At 67.1% G+C, this 16819-nt stretch carries 12 protein-coding genes and 3 pseudogenes; 13 read left to right on the top strand and 2 right to left on the bottom strand.

The features are described from left to right. Positions 1 to 44: 44 nt before the first annotated feature. The 7 genes and pseudogenes from FKV23_RS12495 to FKV23_RS12470 all read left to right on the top strand — a co-directional run. Positions 45 to 4118 (top strand): annotated as a pseudogene (locus FKV23_RS12495) (Hpt domain-containing protein); the annotation flags it as partial. Positions 4119 to 4403: 285 nt separating this feature from the next. After that, positions 4404 to 6290, top strand: a pseudogene (locus FKV23_RS17905) (response regulator); the annotation flags it as partial. After that, positions 6283 to 7959: a chemotaxis protein CheB gene (locus tag FKV23_RS12490; protein WP_141624139.1), complete on the top strand. Its 1677-nt coding sequence runs from the start codon at positions 6283 to 6285 to the stop codon at positions 7957 to 7959. The pseudogene FKV23_RS17905 and the gene FKV23_RS12490, both read left to right, overlap by 8 nt. A gap of 11 nt (positions 7960 to 7970) precedes the next feature. Continuing rightward, a complete protein-coding gene (locus tag FKV23_RS12485; RefSeq protein WP_141624138.1) occupies positions 7971 to 8471 on the top strand; it encodes a chemotaxis protein CheW in 501 nt (166 codons plus the stop codon). A 106-nt stretch (positions 8472 to 8577) separates the two neighbouring features. Continuing rightward, a pseudogene (locus FKV23_RS12480) lies at positions 8578 to 9587 on the top strand (acyltransferase family protein). Between the two features lie 223 nt (positions 9588 to 9810). After that, positions 9811 to 9987, top strand: a complete 177-nt coding sequence (locus tag FKV23_RS17260) for a hypothetical protein (RefSeq protein ID WP_167285204.1) — start codon at positions 9811 to 9813, stop codon at positions 9985 to 9987. 85 nt (positions 9988 to 10072) lie between these two features. After that, the gene (locus tag FKV23_RS12470; RefSeq protein WP_141624137.1) at positions 10073 to 10579 is read left to right on the top strand and encodes a hypothetical protein; all 507 of its coding nucleotides are present in this window, start codon (positions 10073 to 10075) and stop codon (positions 10577 to 10579) included. Between the two features lie 90 nt (positions 10580 to 10669). Here the strand turns inward: FKV23_RS12470 and FKV23_RS12465 are convergent, their stop codons facing one another. Together FKV23_RS12465 and bioA are read right to left on the bottom strand one after the other, a co-directional pair. Further along, positions 10670 to 11407 carry a 16S rRNA (uracil(1498)-N(3))-methyltransferase gene (locus FKV23_RS12465; RefSeq protein WP_141624136.1) on the bottom strand — a complete coding sequence of 246 codons (738 nt, stop codon included), beginning with the start codon at positions 11405 to 11407 and terminating at the stop codon, positions 10670 to 10672. Beyond that, complete coding sequence (bioA, locus tag FKV23_RS12460) at positions 11398 to 12870, bottom strand: adenosylmethionine--8-amino-7-oxononanoate transaminase (protein WP_141624135.1); 1473 nt, start codon at positions 12868 to 12870, stop codon at positions 11398 to 11400. The genes FKV23_RS12465 and bioA overlap by 10 nt, the downstream gene beginning before the upstream one ends. Positions 12871 to 12890: 20 nt before the next feature. Between bioA and nudE the strand changes: the two genes are divergently transcribed. The 6 genes from nudE (at position 12891) to FKV23_RS12430 (ending at position 16818) form a co-directional block, all read left to right on the top strand. After that, positions 12891 to 13481, top strand: coding sequence for an ADP compounds hydrolase NudE (gene nudE, locus FKV23_RS12455; RefSeq protein WP_141624134.1), 591 nt, complete (start codon positions 12891 to 12893; stop codon positions 13479 to 13481). Further along, the gene (gene cysQ / locus FKV23_RS12450) at positions 13478 to 14284 is read left to right on the top strand and encodes a 3'(2'),5'-bisphosphate nucleotidase CysQ (RefSeq protein WP_141624133.1); all 807 of its coding nucleotides are present in this window, start codon (positions 13478 to 13480) and stop codon (positions 14282 to 14284) included. The genes nudE and cysQ overlap by 4 nt, the downstream gene beginning before the upstream one ends. A 7-nt stretch (positions 14285 to 14291) precedes the next feature. Further along, complete coding sequence (gene mazG / locus FKV23_RS12445) at positions 14292 to 15119, top strand: nucleoside triphosphate pyrophosphohydrolase (RefSeq protein WP_141624132.1); 828 nt, start codon at positions 14292 to 14294, stop codon at positions 15117 to 15119. Between the two features lie 182 nt (positions 15120 to 15301). Beyond that, complete coding sequence (locus tag FKV23_RS12440; protein ID WP_141624131.1) at positions 15302 to 15631, top strand: hypothetical protein; 330 nt, start codon at positions 15302 to 15304, stop codon at positions 15629 to 15631. 15 nt (positions 15632 to 15646) lie between these two features. Continuing rightward, complete coding sequence (locus FKV23_RS12435; protein WP_141624130.1) at positions 15647 to 15946, top strand: DUF962 domain-containing protein; 300 nt, start codon at positions 15647 to 15649, stop codon at positions 15944 to 15946. A gap of 161 nt (positions 15947 to 16107) precedes the next feature. Further along, the gene (locus tag FKV23_RS12430) at positions 16108 to 16818 is read left to right on the top strand and encodes a response regulator transcription factor (RefSeq protein WP_141624129.1); all 711 of its coding nucleotides are present in this window, start codon (positions 16108 to 16110) and stop codon (positions 16816 to 16818) included. Position 16819 lies beyond the last annotated feature (1 nt).

Raw genomic sequence — 16819 nt, 5'->3', positions numbered from 1 at the left:
CGCGACGCATACGCCGCACTCCTGCCGTGAGAACGGGGGATGGCATGACCGTGATGAGCGATGCGATCGACACCACCACGCTTGGCTGGATCAAGCCCGAGCTGGACCAGACCCTGCGCCAGGCGCGCGAGGAGATCGAGGCGTTTGCCGAGAACCGGACCGACACCGCGCGCATGCGCGTGTGCGCGAGCCACCTGCACCAGGTGCACGGCACCCTGCGCATGGTCGAGCTGTACGCCCCGGCAATGGTCGCGGAGGAGATGGAACGGCTGTCGCTGGCACTGCTGCACGGTGAGATCGACAATTGCGACGACGCCTGCGCGGTGCTGATGCGCGGCGCGGTGCAACTGCCGGACTACCTGGAGCGTCTGCAGGGAGGTCATCGCGACATTCCGATCGTGCTGTTGCCGCTGCTCAACGAGCTGCGCGCGACCCGCGGCGAGGTCGGCCTGAACGAGAGCGTGCTGTTCGCGCCCAACCTCGACCGCCCGCTGCCCGACAGCCTGCCATTGCCGCCCGAAGCACCGGCGAAGGGCGACACCGCACCCACCTCGCACCTGGCCGCGTTGCGACAGGCCCTGGCCGATTGGCCCGAGCTCGGAGGACCAGCCGATCCGGCCGGCCTGGCGGCGGCAATCGACGGCCTGCTTGCCGATGTCGCGATCGAACCGCTGCGGCGGATGCTGTGGGTGGCGCAGTCGGTCGCCAGCGCGATCCGCGACAAGGCGTTGCCGCCGACCCGTGCACTGCGCCAGGCGTTCAGCGGGGTCGAGCGCGAGGCCCGGCAGATGCTGGAAGGCGACGACTTCAGCGGCCCGCGCAGCACCCCCGCGGCCGAGCCGACCCGCCAGCTGCTTTATCACGTGGCCCACAGCGATGCCGGCCACCCGGGGCTGGATGGCCTGCGCCGGACCTTCGACCTCGACGCGCAGATGCCGAGCCAGTCGGAGATCGACCATGCTCGCGGCAGTCTCAGCGGACGCAATCGCGAACTGCTCGACACCGTCTCGGCGGCGATCAAGGAAGACCTGTTGAGGGTCAAGGACGCGCTGGACCTGTTCCTGCGCACCCAGCAGAGCGATGTCGGCGAGCTTGCGCCGCAGGTCGACGTGCTGGCCAGTGTCGCCGACACCCTCGGCATGATGGGCCTAGGCATGGCGCGCAACGTCGTGGTCCAGCACCGCGACACCCTGCAGCAGGTCGTCAGAGGGCAACGCCCGGCCGACGAGAACGTGCTGCTCGATGTCGCCGGCGCCCTGCTGTACGTCGATGCGACCCTCGACGACCAGGTCACGCGACTCGGCCACTTCGACGAGAAGACCGAGGAAAGCCTGCTTGCCAACGAGTCGCGCCGCGTGCTCGAGGTGGTGGTACGCGAGGCGATCGCCAACTTCAGCGATGCCCGGCAGTCGTTTGTCGCCTTCGTCGAGACCAACTGGAGCCATGACGAGCTGGCCGACGTGCCGCGTCTGCTCGCCGAGGTCAGCGGCGCGCTGCGCATGCTCGACCTGCCGCTGCCGGCCGAGTACCTGGTCGGCCTGAGGCGCTACACCGAGGTCGAACTGCTGGAGAAACGCCGCGTGCCCGGCGGGCCACAGCTCGACACCATGGCCGACACCCTGGCCAGCCTGGAGTACTACCTCGAAGCGGTGCGCGACCAGCGCGCCAACCGCGACCGTATCCTCGATATCGCCCGCCAGAGCCTGGAGGCGCTGGGTTACTGGCCGGTCCCGGACGTCGCTGCGCATGTCGTTGCGGCCGATGTGCCCGGTGCGATCAACATCGACGACGCCACCCGCGAAGCGGTCTCGCAGGCGCTGGCCGGCGCGATGTCGCCGGAGATCCCGGTCTCGCCCGGCGCCACCGCTGGATTCGCGACGGCGAAACCGGTGTCTCCCGCGCCGCCCGCGGGTTCGATCGCCGGCGAGCAGGGCGGCTTCGAGCAGAACGAGGACATCGACGACGACATCCGCGAGGTGTTTCTCGAGGAACTCAGCGAAGAGATGGCCCATCTCGGTGCGCTGCTGCCGGTCTGGCACGAAGAGCCCGACAACGCCGAGCGGATGCGTCCGATCAGGCGCGTGTTCCACACCCTCAAGGGCAGTGGCAGGCTGGTCGGCGCGCGCGCGCTGGGCGAGTTCAGCTGGAAGATCGAGAACATGCTCAACCGTGTGCTGGAAGGCACGCGGCCGGCCAGCCCGGCAGTGATCGCGCTGGTCGGGCAGGCCTTCGAGGTGCTGCCGCAGTTCCATGCCGCACTCGAAGGCAAGGCACCGGTCAGTGCCGATCTGGCGGCGATGCAGGGCATCGCCGACCGCGTCGCCGGCGGCGAGGATGTCTTCTACGCTCCGGCCGAAGTCGCTGTCGAAAAAGCCAGCCCGGCAGCGGACATTCCGGTTGTGGCCGAAGCGCCCGCCGCTGAAGCGCCCGCCACTGAAGCACCTGTTGAAACGCTGCCGCCGGTCGAAAGCGCAGCGGTCGAGAGCGGGCCGCCGGAGGTGCAGGCGGGCGTACCGGCCTCGGTCGATGCGGTGCTGCTGGAGATCCTCGATGCCGAGGTGACCGGTCATCTAGCGACCATCGAGTCCTGGATCGGCGAAGCCCAGGTCGCCCAGCGATCTGCCAACGATGCCCTTCAGCGTGCGATCCACACCCTCAACGGTGCCTTCGCGATGACCGAGGTGCCGGTGATCACCGACATCACCGCGCCGGCCGAGGGATACATCAAGCGTCTGTTGGCGGCCGGTACTCCGGTCGGACCGGAAGGCGTGGCCGTGCTCGCACTGGTCGCCGACGCCATCCGTCGCACCCTGGAAGCACTGAAGACGCCGTCGCCACGGATACCGATGTTCGAGGGGTTGGCCGAACGCGTGGCTGCTTTGCGCGATGCATTGCCTGGCGTGCAGGCACCGGCGCTCATGGATGACCGTTCCGGCACCCGGGTTGCGGCCGGCGGGGCCGGAGCCCCGGCTGGCATCGATGCCAGCACCTCTGCTGATTTCTCGGCGATCGACCTCAGCCGGTTTGCCGACCAGGCTGACGAAGCCGTTCCCGGCCATCTCGCACGCCCGACAGATGCCATCGAAGCCGAGTTGGCCGAAGCCGCGCGGATTGAAGCCGAGCGGCTGGAAACCGAACGCCGCGCGGCCGAACGCCTGGAGTCGGAGCGCCTCGAAGCAGAACGTATCGAGACGGAACAGCGCTTGCGCGTCGCGCGCGAGGAGACCGAACGCCGTCTGCAGGCAGAGCGTCTCGTATCCGAACGTGCCGAAGCAGAGCGTCTCGAGGCCGAACGTCTCGAAGCCGAACGTCTCGAAGCAGAGCGTCTCGAGGCCGAACGTCTCGAGGCCGAACGTTTCGAAGCAGAGCGTCTCGAGGCCGAACGTCTCGAAGCCGAACGTCTCGAAGCAGAGCGTCTCGAAGCCGAACGTCTCGAAGCCGAACGTCTCGAAGCCGAACGTCTCGAAGCAGAGCGTCTCGAGGCCGAGCGTCTCGAGGCCGAACGTGCCGAAGCCGAGCGTCTCGAGGCCGAACGTCTTGAAGCCGAGCGTCTCGAAGCCGAACGTGCCGAAGCCGAGCGTCTCGAGGCCGAACGTCTTGAAGCAGAGCGTCTCGAAGCCGAACGGGAGGCAACTGCCGCGATCGAGCCAGCTGCTGCCCATATGCTGTTGGCTGCGCTTGCGATCGAGCCCGATCCGGACGAAGCGTTCGACACCAGCGAACTCGATGTCGAACTGGTCGATATCTTCGTCGAGGAGGCGGGCGACCTGCTCGATCATTCCGATGGCCTGCTCGCGCGTCTGCGCGGAATGCCGAACGATCGTGACGTCCTGATCGGCCTGCAGCGCGACCTGCACACCCTGAAGGGCGGTGCGCGCATGGCCGGCATCATGGCCGTGGGAGAACTCGGCCACGTCATGGAGTCGTTGCTGGAGTCGGTGGTCGAGGGACGTTGCGTGCTTGGCCGCGGAGGCGTGCCGTTGCTGGAGCAGGGCTTCGACCGCCTGCATGCGATGGTCACCCGGGTCGGCGAACGTAACGCGATTGCGTTGCCGAAGGCGTTGATCGCCGAGTTCGAGGCGCGCTCCCGTGGGGAAACCACTCTGGAAGCGATTGCGGACAGCACTGCTGTCGCGCCCGCTACCACAGCGGTCGATGACGACGCTCCCGAAGACGTCGTCATCGAAGACATTGCCGTCGAAGACGCAGCCATCGAATCTCCGTCGGACGAGGCAACGCCGGTTGAGGCTGCGGTCGACGTTCCCACGTCGCCGATTCCGGCTGTTCCGGAGACGCCCGATGTTCCGGAAATGCCCGCCATCGCCGATACGACGGCCTTGGATACGGCTGCAATCGATGTGCCCGCAGTCGAGCCGATCGCCGCCACCGTGCCGGGCCATGCATTGCCGTCGCTGTCGCCCCCGATCAGCGATGCGCCGGTGCCGGGCGACGACGACGAGATCAGTGCGCGCGCGCCGCAGGAGCAGGTGCGCATCCGCGCCGACCTGCTCGACCGTCTGGTCAACTATGCAGGCGAGGTCGCCATCTATCGCGCGCGGCTGGAGCAGCAGCTGGGTGCCTTCCGCGCTGCCATCGCGGAAATGGAGCAGACCAACATCCGCATGCGCGACCAGCTGCGTCGCCTGGAGATCGAGACCGAGGCGCAGATCATCGCCCGCTATCAGCGCGAGCAGGACGATGCCAATCCGGCGTTCGATCCGCTGGAACTGGACCGCTTCTCGACCCTGCAGCAGTTGTCGCGCGCGTTGTCGGAATCCGCCACCGACCAGAACAGCCTGCAGCAGACCCTCGATGATCTGACCCGTCAGTACGAAACCCTGCTGTTGCAGCAGTCGCGGGTCAGTTCGGAGCTGCAGGAAGGTCTCATGCGCACGCGCATGGTGCCGATCGACGGCCTGCTGCCTCGCCTGCGCCGCGTCGTCCGCCAGGCGTCCGGCGAGCTCGGCAAGCACGTCCAGCTCAAGCTGGAAGGCTCGCAGGGCGAACTGGATCGCAATGTGCTCGAACGCATGACCGCGCCGCTGGAACACATGCTGCGCAACGCGGTCGCGCACGGCCTGGAAACGCCGGCCGAGCGCAAGAAAGCCGGCAAGCCGGAAGAAGGCAGTATCCGCATCGCGGTCCGCCGCGAAGGCTCGGAAGTGGTGCTGGAAGTGGCCGACGACGGCCGCGGCCTGGATCGCGAAGCGATCCGCAGCCGCGGCATCGAGCGCGGCTTGGTCGCCGACAACGCGATCCTGGCCGACAGCGAACTCGACATGTTGATCCTGCAGCCGGGCTTCTCGACCGCCAACGAGGTCAGTCGCCTGGCCGGCCGTGGCGTCGGCATGGACGTGGTCGCCAGCGAGGTCCATCAGCTCGGCGGCACCCTCGACATCCATTCGGTGCCGGGCAAGGGCGTCGTCTTCACCTTGCGCCTGCCGCAGACCCTGGCGGTCACCCAGGCAGTGTTCGTCAAGATCGGCGAGACCGCTTTCGCGGTGCCGATCGCCTCGGTGCAGGGCGTGGGCCGCGTCTCCCGCGACGTGCTCGATGGCGATGCGCCCAGTTACGAGTATGGCGGTGAGGACTACGCCGTGCACGACCTCGGCCAGCTGATCGGGCACGCCCCGGCCAAGGCCGAAGGCCACCTGCAGATGCCGGTGCTGCTGATCCGCTCCGGCGACCTGCGCGCCGCGGTCTGTGTCGACCAGGTGGTCGGCAACCGCGAGATCGTGGTGAAGACGGTCGGCCCACAGGTCGCCTCGGTGCCCGGCATCTTCGGCGCCACCATCATGGGTGACGGCAGCGTGGTGGTGATCCTCGACGTCGCGCCGTTGGTCCGCCGCCGTCACGCACTGCCGCAGGAAGCCGTGATCGAGCCGGTACCGGTGGCCGAGACCCGGCGGGTGCCGCTGGTCATGGTGGTCGACGACTCGATCACCATGCGCAAGGTCAGCGGTCGCGTACTCGAGCGTCAGGGCTTCGAGGTCTCGACCGCGAAGGACGGCATCGACGCGCTCGAGCGCATGGTCGAAACCGTGCCGGACCTGATGCTGCTCGACATCGAGATGCCGCGCATGGACGGCTACGAGTTGGCGACACAGATGAAGGCCGACTCGCGCTTGCGTGATGTGAAGATCATCATGATCACCTCGCGAACCGGCGAGAAGCACCGCCAGCGCGCGATGGAGATCGGCGTCGACCGCTACCTCGGCAAGCCCTATCAGGAGCCCGAGCTGTTGCGAAACGTGTACGAACTGCTGGGAATCGAGCAGCAGCATGACTGACTACCGAAACGAACCAGCGCCTCGCGTAGCCTTGCTCGTGCGCCCGGGTATCGCCGGCGAGCGCTTGCGCGAGCTGCTGGCCGAAGCCGGCATCGAGAGCGTCCTGCACGGCGACCCCAACGAACTGCCCGCCGAAGCCCTGAGCGAGGCCCGTCCGGAGATCGTGCTGGTCGCGCTCGATCCGGACATGGAGAACGCACTGGAGCGTTTCGAGTCCGTGCTCGGCAATCCCGGTGTCAATGTGATCTACGAAGAGGCCGAACTGGCCGCCGCACGCGAGGGCTGGGAGGCCGCACGCTGGAAGCGTCACCTGCTGGCCAAGCTGCAGGGTCATGACCGCGTATTGCCACCGCGGCCGGACAACGCGGCCGAGGAGCCGGCCGGGCTCCGCGTGCATTCGGCTCCGGAGATCAGCGACGAGGCCTTGGCCGCGTTCGACCCGAATGCCGGGGAGGATGATGTAGCGATCGACACCCAGGTGCCGGCGCATGAGCCATCGGCCCGATTCGAATCCGAGGCACCTGCTGCCGATGTCATGGAGCTCGCCGAAGGTGGCATCAGCCTCGATTTCGATGTGGATATCGGGATCGACGCAGAAGCATCGCCTGATAACGGTAGCGATGGCGACGGCATAACCCTCGAACTCGAAGACGAGGATGCGGGCGGCCAGACGCTCATGGAGACCATCGAGTCGGATGAGGCCGGCGAGGGCTCAGGTGGTTTCGAGATCAACTTCGATCCGGTTGCCGCCGAGACGGTCGATGTCGATGTCGCCAGCGAACTCGAGTTCGGCGACGATGCGGCCGGCGACTTTGAAATCATCTTCGATGGCACGGCCACGACAGCAGATGCAACGCCGTCCCCCGGGCTGGACGAGCACCTCGACAGCCTGTCTTCCATCGCGCAGGACAAGGACCACGGTGCGGCCGAGCCGCCACCACTGCCCGTCGCCGAAGTGCCTGCGGAAGAGGGCGCTGGGCCGTCGACGCCTGCTACGGACACGGGCTTTGGCGAGTTGACCCTGGATGACGGCAGCGGCGCGTACTGGACCGCCGGAAGCCAGTCCGGTGATGCAGGTTTCGGCCACGATCTTTCCGACCTCGACGCACGCATCGCCTCCTTGGAACTGGTCGACGACGCCCCGGTCGAGCACATCCCCGGTGCTGTGCTGGTGATGGCGGGCATCGGTGGTCCGGATGCGGTGCGCCAACTGCTCGGCGCTCTGCCCAATGATTTCCCGCGCCCGGTGCTGGTGCAGCAACGCCTCGACGGCGGCCGCTACGACCGGCTGGTCGCGCAGATGCAGCGTGCCACCACGCTGCCGGTGCAACTGGCTGAGCCCGGGCGGATGGTCATGGCCGGCTTCGTCTATGTGGTGCCGGCCGGGGTCGGCATCGAAGCTGGCGCCAACGGCATGAATTTCAGCGCCGACGGCGACATCCTGGCCGGGCTGCCATCCGCGGACAGCGGCGTGTTGATGCTCAGTGGCAGCGATCCTGACAGTATCGACATCGTGCTCAAGCACCGCGTCGACGGTGCGCTGGTGGTCGGCCAATCGCCGGAAGGTTGCTACGACCCTGCCGCGCCCGGACAGCTGGCGGCACGTGGCGGCGAACTCGCGCCTCCGGTCGAACTAGCGCAACGCCTGGCCGAGCGCTGGCCGGCCTGAGGAATACGACGATGCATGCGTCCACCCGCCAAGAAACCGCGGCCCCAGTCAACGATATCCGTGGCGTGCTGATCCAGGTTGCCGACGCGCGCCTGCTGTTGCCGAATGCGACAATCGCCGAGGTGTTGACCTATGCGCCGCCCGAATCCTATGACGCCGACGTTCCGGACTGGCTGCTCGGGCGGATCCGTTGGCACGGCTGGCGGGTGCCCCTGGTGGCGTTCTCCCGGCTGGCCGGAATCGCCGGGGAGCAGCCCGGGCTCGGCAGCAAGGTGGTAGTGCTGAAGGCTCTGGGCGGCGACTCCCATGCACCGTACTTCGCGATCGTGGCACAGGGCTTCCCGCGCCTGGTGACGGTGAGCCGGGCCGGACTTGGCGTTGCAGGCGAGCAGGACGACCTGCCCGAAGGCGTGCTGGCCCGGGTGCTGCACAACGACGATCCCGCCCTGCTGCCGGACCTCGCTTTCATCGAAGCGCGGATCGCCGAAGTGGCGGCGGCGCAGGCCGCCTGAGCCTCGCACTGTTGCCGTCGCCGGTTTGACCCCGGTTTCCGGACAGGCTGTCGGCGTGTCGAGGCTGGCTTCGGTCGATGCGCTGCGCGGACTGACCGTGGCGGCAATGCTGCTGGTCAACAACCCGGGCGATTGGGCCGTGTTTACGCGCCGCTGCTGCATGCCGACTGGCATGGTTTCACAGCGACCGACCTGATCTTCCCGCTGTTCCTGTTCATCGTCGGGGTGTCGATCAGTCTCGCCCTCGGTCGCCAGCTGGAAAAGGGCGTCGTCCCCGCCACCCTGGTGCGGCCGGTGCTGGGCCGTGCCGCGCGCATCATCGGTCTCGGCCTGCTGCTGCACCTGTGCGCATGGTTGGCGTTCGACCTCGACTACTACCGGGTGATGGGCGTACTGCAGCGGATCGGCCTGTGCTATCTCGCCGCCGCGCTGATCATGCTGTGGCTGCCGCCGCGCATGCAGTGGGGGTCGATCGTGGTGCTGCTGGTGGGCTACTGGGCGCTGCTGGCGGTCGGCGGTTCACTGGAGCCGAACGCGAATATCGTCAGCCGCGTCGATACCGCCGTGTTGGGCCCGCACGCCTACCAGTATGACGCCGCAAGCGGGCAGGGCCACGATCCCGAGGGCCTGGTCAGCACGCTCGGTGCGCTGGCGACCACGCTGCTCGGTCTGCGCGCGGGCGACTGGTTGCGCCGTGGGCGGCTGCGCACGCTGTGGTTGGCAGCGGCGGTGTTGCTGGCTCTTGGAGCGGCCTGGTCGATGTGGCTGCCATTGAACAAGAACCTGTGGACGCCGTCCTACGTATTGTGGAGTGGTGGTTTGGCCTGCAGTCTGCTCGCGCTCTGTCACCGGCTCATCGACATCCATGGCTGGCCGCCGCTGGGCCGTACCTTCGGAGTCAATGCGATTGCCGCCTACGCAGGTTCGGCTTTCATGCTGTATGCACTGGCCGCGGCCGGCTGGCTGGAACCGCTGTATCGGCACGGCTTCGCCGACTGGATGACGCCGCGTTCCGGGCCATACCTGCCGTCACTGGCGTATGCGCTCGCATTCGTCGCGGTGTGGTGGGGTGTGGTGCACTGGCTGGATGCGCGGCGGATCCATTTCAAGGTCTGAAAGAGGCCGCGTGTGCTGTCCTGGACGATGCTGATGCTGGCGTCGTTGCTGTCGGGGCTGGTGGTGTACGTGCCCTACGTCAAGCGCATCGCCTTCGGCGTGCTACGGCGCGGACGCGGTACGCGTCTGTTGCATCTCGATCTGCCCCTGTTCATCACCGCCAATGGCACCTGGCTGTGGACAAGAACATCGACAGGAATGCCGGAACCAGCGGAGCATCGGCATGAAGGGGCGCAACGCACTGAAGATGGTGACCGTGCTCGCGGTGATCAGCGCGATCGGCATCATCGGCATGCTGCTGGTCGATGGGATGGCTGAAACTTTCCTGCTGCCGCTGGGCATCTGCCTGTGGCGCTGGCGGGTCGAGTCGGGCAAGGCTGTCCAGGTCAAAGCGCGATAAGCACGCTGCCCCACCGCCTGTCATCCAGCGCCCTCACTGGGCAATAATCGGGGCCATATTCGACTTGCCACCACAGGAGCAGGGAATGAGTCGGGAAGACATTGTCGCCATCGCCACGCGCTTGTTCGCCATCTTTCTGGTGGTGGTGCAGATCCGTTACCTCGCTTCGGTCGCGATAGCCCCGGAATCAGTCAGGGATATGCTCCTGCTGGCGGCGGCCGTATCCGTGCCGTTCCTGCTGGTTGCGGCCTTGTTGTGGTTCTTCCCGCTGACCGTGGCGCGGAAGCTGTTGCCGGTCATGAAGGAGCCGCGGCCGCTGGTCGATCCCGGATCCCGCACCGCGCTTGAGCTGGCATTGACCGCAATCGGCTTCTGGGTGCTGGCGATGGCGATCGTCGATATGACCTATTGGATCACTTACCTGTTCCACACCAGCCGGCAGCCGTATCCCATCGAATTCGGGTCCGAAAACTGGGCGAATGCGGCGGCGACCGTCGTCGAATTGCTGCTTGGTGGCTGGCTGGTGTTCGGCAGCCGGGGACTGGCGGCGTTCGTGACCCGCCTGAGGTATGCGGGCGACGGGAAGGGTTGAGCTGCGCAGCGGAGGACGGTCGGGTCTTCGTTACTGAGCTGGCGATCAGTTGCGAAGCGGTTCGAGCAGGCGTCAGGTTGTCCGTCCCGGTCAGCCGAAATCCCCGAACCGTGCCTGCAGCGCCGCGATCGCGGCCAAGCCGGCGGTTTCGGTGCGCAGGATGCGCGGGCCGAGTTTCAGCCCGGCAAAATCTTCGGCCTGCAGTTGTTCGAGGTCGCGCGGGGACCAGCCGCCTTCGGGGCCGATGGCGAGGTGGATGGGCTGGTGTCGGTCCACGTCGAGAGTGGTAAAGGTGTGTATGCCCTCGGGGTCGAGGGTCAGGCGCAGACCGCCTTGTGGCAATGCGGCCAGTGCCCTGTCCAGCGCCAGCGGTTCGGCGACGGTCGGGACGCGGGCGCGACCGGACTGTTCGCAGGCTGAAACGACGACGTTGCGCCAGTGGACGAGGCGCTTCTCGGCGCGGGCGCCGTCGAGCTTCACTTCGCTGCGCTGCGACCACAGCGGCACGATCGCGGCGACGCCGAGTTCGGTCGCCTTCTGCAGGATCAGGTCCATCTTCTCGCCGCGGGCGACGCCCTGCAGCAGGGTGATCGCGAGCGGGGATTCATTCTCGATTCTCGTCGCCTGTTCGACGGCGACGCGCAACTCGCGCTTGCCGGCGGCGGTGATGCGGGCGGCGTAGTCGTGACCGTCGCCGTTGAACAGCACGCAGGCGTCGCCGATGCCGAGCCGCAACACGCGGCCGAGATGTGCGGCGGGGCCTTCGGGCAGGTCGAGTTCACTGCCGGCGATCAGGGGGGCATCGACGTGGACGCGGGTCAGGCGCATGCGGCTTCCCCGATGGCCGTGTCGATGGCCGTACGCGTGGTGTCGGCCAGCAGTTGCAGCGCCTCGTCATCCACGCAGTACGGCGGCATCCAGTACAGAATGTTGCCGAGCGGCCGCAGCAGCACGCCACGGCGCAGCGCCTCGCGGTAGGCCCGCAGGCCGATGCGTGAGGCCGGATCGAACGGCGTGGCCTTGTTGCCGTTGTTCGTCAGTTCGAACGCGACCACCATCCCGGCCTGGCGCACGTCGGCAACATGCGGGTGGTCGGCAAACGGTGCGGCGAGCTCAGTCATGCGCGCGGCGGTAAACCGGTTGCGGGCGATCACGTTGTCCTGCTCGAAGATGGCCAGCGTGGCCAGCGCGGCGGCGCAGGCGATCGGGTTGCCGGTGTAGCTGTGCGAATGCAGAAAGGCCTTTTCGCGCGAATCATCGAGGAATCCCTCGTATATCGATTCGGTGGTCAGTACCGCCGCCAGCGGCAGTGAGCCGCCGGTGAGACCCTTGGACAGGCAGAGGAAGTCCGGCTGGATGCCAGCCGTGTTGCCCTCACTGCCTGTCCCGCTGGCGGAAGAGGGGAGTGAGGGCGGGGCCTGCTCGCAGGCGAACATCGTGCCGGTGCGGCCGAAGCCAACGGCGATCTCGTCGGCGATCAGGTACACACCGTGTTCGTCGCACAGCTCGCGTGCGAGCCTGAGGTACAGCGGGTCGTGCATGCGCATGCCGCCGGCGCATTGCAGTCGCGGTTCCAGGATCAGCGCGCAGACTTCGCCGGCATGGCGTTCGAGCAGTTCGCGCAGGGCATTGGCGGCGCGGCGGGCGCGGTCGGCTGGACTTTCGCCGGGCTCACACAGGTAGGCGTCCGGCGAGGGTGCGAACAGCGCCTCGGTCAGCAGTGGCGCGTAGACGCGGCGGTACAGCGGAATGTCGCCGACCGCGAGCGCACCGAGGGTTTCGCCGTGGTAGCCGCCTTCCAGTGCGATGAACTTGTGCCGTCCCTCGATGCCGCGGTTGCGGAACCAGTGGAACGCCATCTTCAAGGCGACCTCGACTCCGGCCGAGCCGTTGTCGGCGTAGAACACTTTCGAGAGCGGTGCCCGGGCCGGCTCCTTCGGGGCGATCGCGAGCAGTTTCTCGGCCAGCTCGACTGCGGGCGCGTGCGAACAGCCGGCCAGGATCACGTGCTCCAGCGTCGAGGCCTGCTGCGCGATCGCGGCGGCAATACGCGGTTCGGCATGGCCGAACAGATTGGTCCACCAACTGCTGATCGCATCCAGATAGCGGCGGCCGTCGCGGCCGATCAGCCACGGGCCTTCGCCACGCGCGATCGGCAGCAGGGGCAGGGTATCGGGATGCTCGCGCATCTGCGTGCACGGGTGCCACAGCACGGCCAGATCGCGCTCGCGCCAGCGCTGCGCTTCATCAGGCTCTGCTAGCATCTCGGGATCGTGAGACTTCTTCTGCATACCGCCATTATCCCGCCCCGATGCCGATCGTGCAGTGCCGCCATGAACGGGGGTGCCGCGTGAGTCATCGCTTGCCGACCATCCACGGCATCACCGAGCATGATGCCGGTCCGTACCGCCTGGAGCGGCTGGACCTTGAGTTCAGCAATGGCGAGCGCCGCCGCTACGAGCGCCTGCACGGCCGCGGCCACGGTGCGGTGGTAGTGGTGCCGCTGCTCGACGACGACACCGTATTGCTGGTGCGCGAATATGCGGCCGGCGTACACCGCTACGAACTGGGGCTGGTCAAGGGTCGGATCGATGCCGGCGAGACCCCGCTGCAGGCCGCCGACCGCGAGCTCAAGGAGGAGGCCGGCTACGGTGCCCGTTCGCTGACGGTGTTGCGTGCGTTGACCCTGGCGCCGACCTACATGAGCCACGAGGCGCATCTGGTCGTTGCGCGCGACCTCTATCCCGAGCGCCTGCCCGGCGACGAGCCGGAGGAACTGGAAGTGGTGCCGTGGAGGCTCGATGCCCTGCACGAACTGATCCTGCGCGAGGATTTTTCCGAAGGCCGCTCGATCGCGGCGCTGTTCATTGCCCGCGAGTGGCTGAGGACCCAACAGAAATGACAGACCCCGTTTCCCCCGTCCTGCGCGAGCAGGTTGTCGAACTCGCCTATCGTGCCGCCGATGCCATCCTCGAGGTCTACGAGAGCGAGTTCGCTGTCCAGCACAAGGACGACCGTTCGCCGTTGACCGCGGCCGATCTCGCCGCGCATCGCTGCATCCTCGCTGGCCTGGAAGCATTGACCCCGGACATCCCGGTGCTGTCGGAGGAGTCCGCCCACGAAGTGGCCACCGCCGAGCGCCGGAGCTGGACCCGGCTGTGGGTGGTCGACCCGCTCGACGGCACCCGCGAATTCATCAAGCGCAATGGTGAGTTCACCGTCAACATCGCCCTGGTCGAGGCCGGCGAGCCGGTGTTCGGCGTGGTCCAGGCGCCGGTGACCGGCGTGGCCTGGTACGGCGGGCGCGATCTGGGGGCGTTCCGGCGCGAGAAGGGTGGGGCCGGTGCCGAAATGAAGGTCCGTGCCCCGGCCATCGCGCCGCTGCGGGTGGCGGCCAGCCGTTCGCACCGCGATGAGCGGACCGAGGCCTTCATCGCTCGCATGGGTGAGGTCGAGCCGATCGGGCTGGGCTCTTCGCTCAAGTTCTGCCGCATCGCCGAGGGCGGGATGGACGTCTACCCGCGCTTCGGTCCGACCAGTGAATGGGACACCGCCGCCGGCCAGTGCGTACTGGAAGGTGCGGGCGGTGCCGTGTTCGACCCGCGGGGCCGGCCGTTCCGCTACAACCAGCGCGACACCCTGCTCAACGGGGAGTTCGTCGCGCTGGGCGATACTGCGCTGCCGTGGAAAGACTGGGCGGGGTGAGCGACGGATGAGCGAAGTCACCGGCAATCCGCGCGAGATCCAGACCCTGCTCGACATCATGGCCCGCCTGCGCGACCCCGTGGATGGCTGTCCCTGGGATGTCGAGCAGGACTTCTCGACCATCGCCCCGTACACGATCGAGGAGGCCTACGAGGTCGCCGATGCGATCGACCGCGGCGACATGGCCGACCTGAAGGACGAGCTCGGCGACCTGCTGTTGCAGGTGGTCTTCCATGCACGCATGGCCGAGGAACAGGGCGCGTTCGGTTTTGCCGACGTGGTCGCCGCGATCAGCGACAAGATGGTGCGCCGGCACCCGCACGTGTTCGGCGATGCATCATTCGAGGATGCCGAGGCCCAGACCGCTGCGTGGGAGGAGCTCAAGCGCCGCGAACGCGAGGGCAATGGCGACACCGACGCTTCCGCGCTGGCCGGTGTCGCCCGGGGCCTGCCCGAGTGGCAGCGGGCGGTGAAGCTGCAGAAACGCGCTGCCCGGGTCGGCTTCGACTGGCCCGGCATCGACCCGGTGCTGGACAAGCTGCGTGAGGAGATCGGCGAGGTCCGGGCCGAGTTCGCTGCCGACGGGCGTGCACCGACCGATGACGGCGCGCGGGACCGGCTGGAGGAGGAGATCGGCGACCTGCTGTTCGTCGCCGCCAACGTCGCCCGCCACGGCAAGGTCGACGTCGGCGCCGCCCTGCGTCGCGCCAACCTGAAGTTCGAGCGCCGGTTCCGGGCGATGGAGGCGATGGCCTCCGCCGACGGCTCCGCACTTGAGAACTTGCCGCTGGACGCGCAGGATGCCTATTGGGCGCGCGCGAAGGCAGACGAGTAACCCGGGGGCGCCACGAAAATCCGCCGTCGTTCCCGCGAAGTCTGTCCCCGAGTGATTGAGTCGGGAAGCGGGAACCCAACGACTCCAGGCCCTGGAGGTCAGAGAAGGGCCAAGTCCATGGATTCCCGTCTGCACGGGAATGGCGATCAACAGCAGGGGGGCTTATGGGCTGGTGGTCGAGATTGTTCGGCAGGCGTGCACCCGACGCGGGCGAGCACGCGGTGATCGTTTCCTTCGAATATGGCTCGTCCGACATCGGACCGCTGCTGGAACTCGGCGAGCGCCTGCGCGAGGCGATCGAACAGGCCGGAACGGGCGAATACGACGGCCATGAGATCGCCGCCGACGGCAGCGATGGCAGCTTCTTCCTCTATGGCCCGGATGCCGACCGCCTGCTGGAAAGCGTGAAGCCAGCCTTGCTGTCCAGTGGCTTCCTCAGCCGTCTCAGCGTGCGCCTGCGCTATGGCGAGGCCGGCCACAATGCGCCGGAAACCATTATCGAAATGGCTTGAGGAGGTCGGCCGACGATGGCTTTCAACAGCTTCCGCGAGTTCTACCCCTACTACCTCGGCGAACACCGCAACCGCACCTGCCGGCGACTGCACTTCATCGGCAGCTGCGGAGTGCTGGCCCTGGTCGTGGTCGCGATCGTGCGCGGCAACCCGTGGTGGCTGCTGGCGGCACTGGTATGCGGCTACGGCTTCGCTTGGGTGGGCCATTTCTTCTTCGAGAAGAACCGGCCGGCGACTTTCCGGCACCCGTTCTATTCGTTCATCGGCGACTGGGCGATGTTCGGGGATATCCTGCGCGGAAAGATCAGGTTCTGAGACGAGCATCACGCTGCGGTGGTTCGGCCTGCAGGCAACGGCATCTGGAGACGGTCTTGTGCACCCCGCAATGGCCGATTGCCCGATTTTGGCGCCCGTTTTCACAAGCCGTCGACCTGACCATCGGCAGTCTTCACGAAACTGAAGATGCGGGAGTGTTTATGCAGGGCACGCGTGAGGGAGGTCTGGTCCTCATCGTCGAGGACAACCGAAACATCTCCGAAATGGTCGGCGAGTACCTGGAGGGCCGCGGTTTCGAGGTCGATTACGCAGCCGATGGCGTCGATGCCTACCGGCTGGCGACCGACAACAACTATGACGTGATCGTGCTCGACCTGATGTTGCCGCGGATGGACGGCGTCGAGGTCTGCAAACGGCTGCGCGAGGAAGCACGCAAGTCCACGCCGGTGTTGATGCTGACCGCGCGCGACACCCTGGACGAAAAACTGACCGGCCTTGGCGCCGGCGCCGATGACTACCTGACCAAGCCGTTTGCGATCCAGGAGCTGGAGGCCCGCCTGCGTGCGCTGATCCGCCGTGAGCGGCGCCAGGTCGGCGGCGAGGTGCTCAAGGTCGCCGACCTTGTGCTCGACCCGGCCAGCCTGCGGGTGACCCGCGGTGGCAACGAACTGCAGTTGTCGCCGATCGGCCTGCGCCTGTTGACCATCCTGATGCGCGAGTCGCCGCGGGTGGTAAGCCGGCAGGAGATCGAGCGCGAGATATGGGGCAACGGCCTGCCCGATTCGGACACCCTGCGCAGCCACCTGTACAACCTGCGCAAGACCATCGACAAGCCGTTCGACAAACAGCTGCTGCATACCGTGCAGAGCGCCGGCTACCGCATCGCGGATATCTCGCAGTCACCCGACTGAC

The sequence above is a fragment of the Lysobacter alkalisoli genome (assembly GCF_006547045.1).
In the GTDB taxonomy this organism is placed as follows: Bacteria; Pseudomonadota; Gammaproteobacteria; order Xanthomonadales; family Xanthomonadaceae; genus Marilutibacter; species Marilutibacter alkalisoli.
The sequence above is the reverse complement of the archived record's forward strand: the minus strand, read 5'-3'. Positions and strand labels throughout refer to the sequence as shown.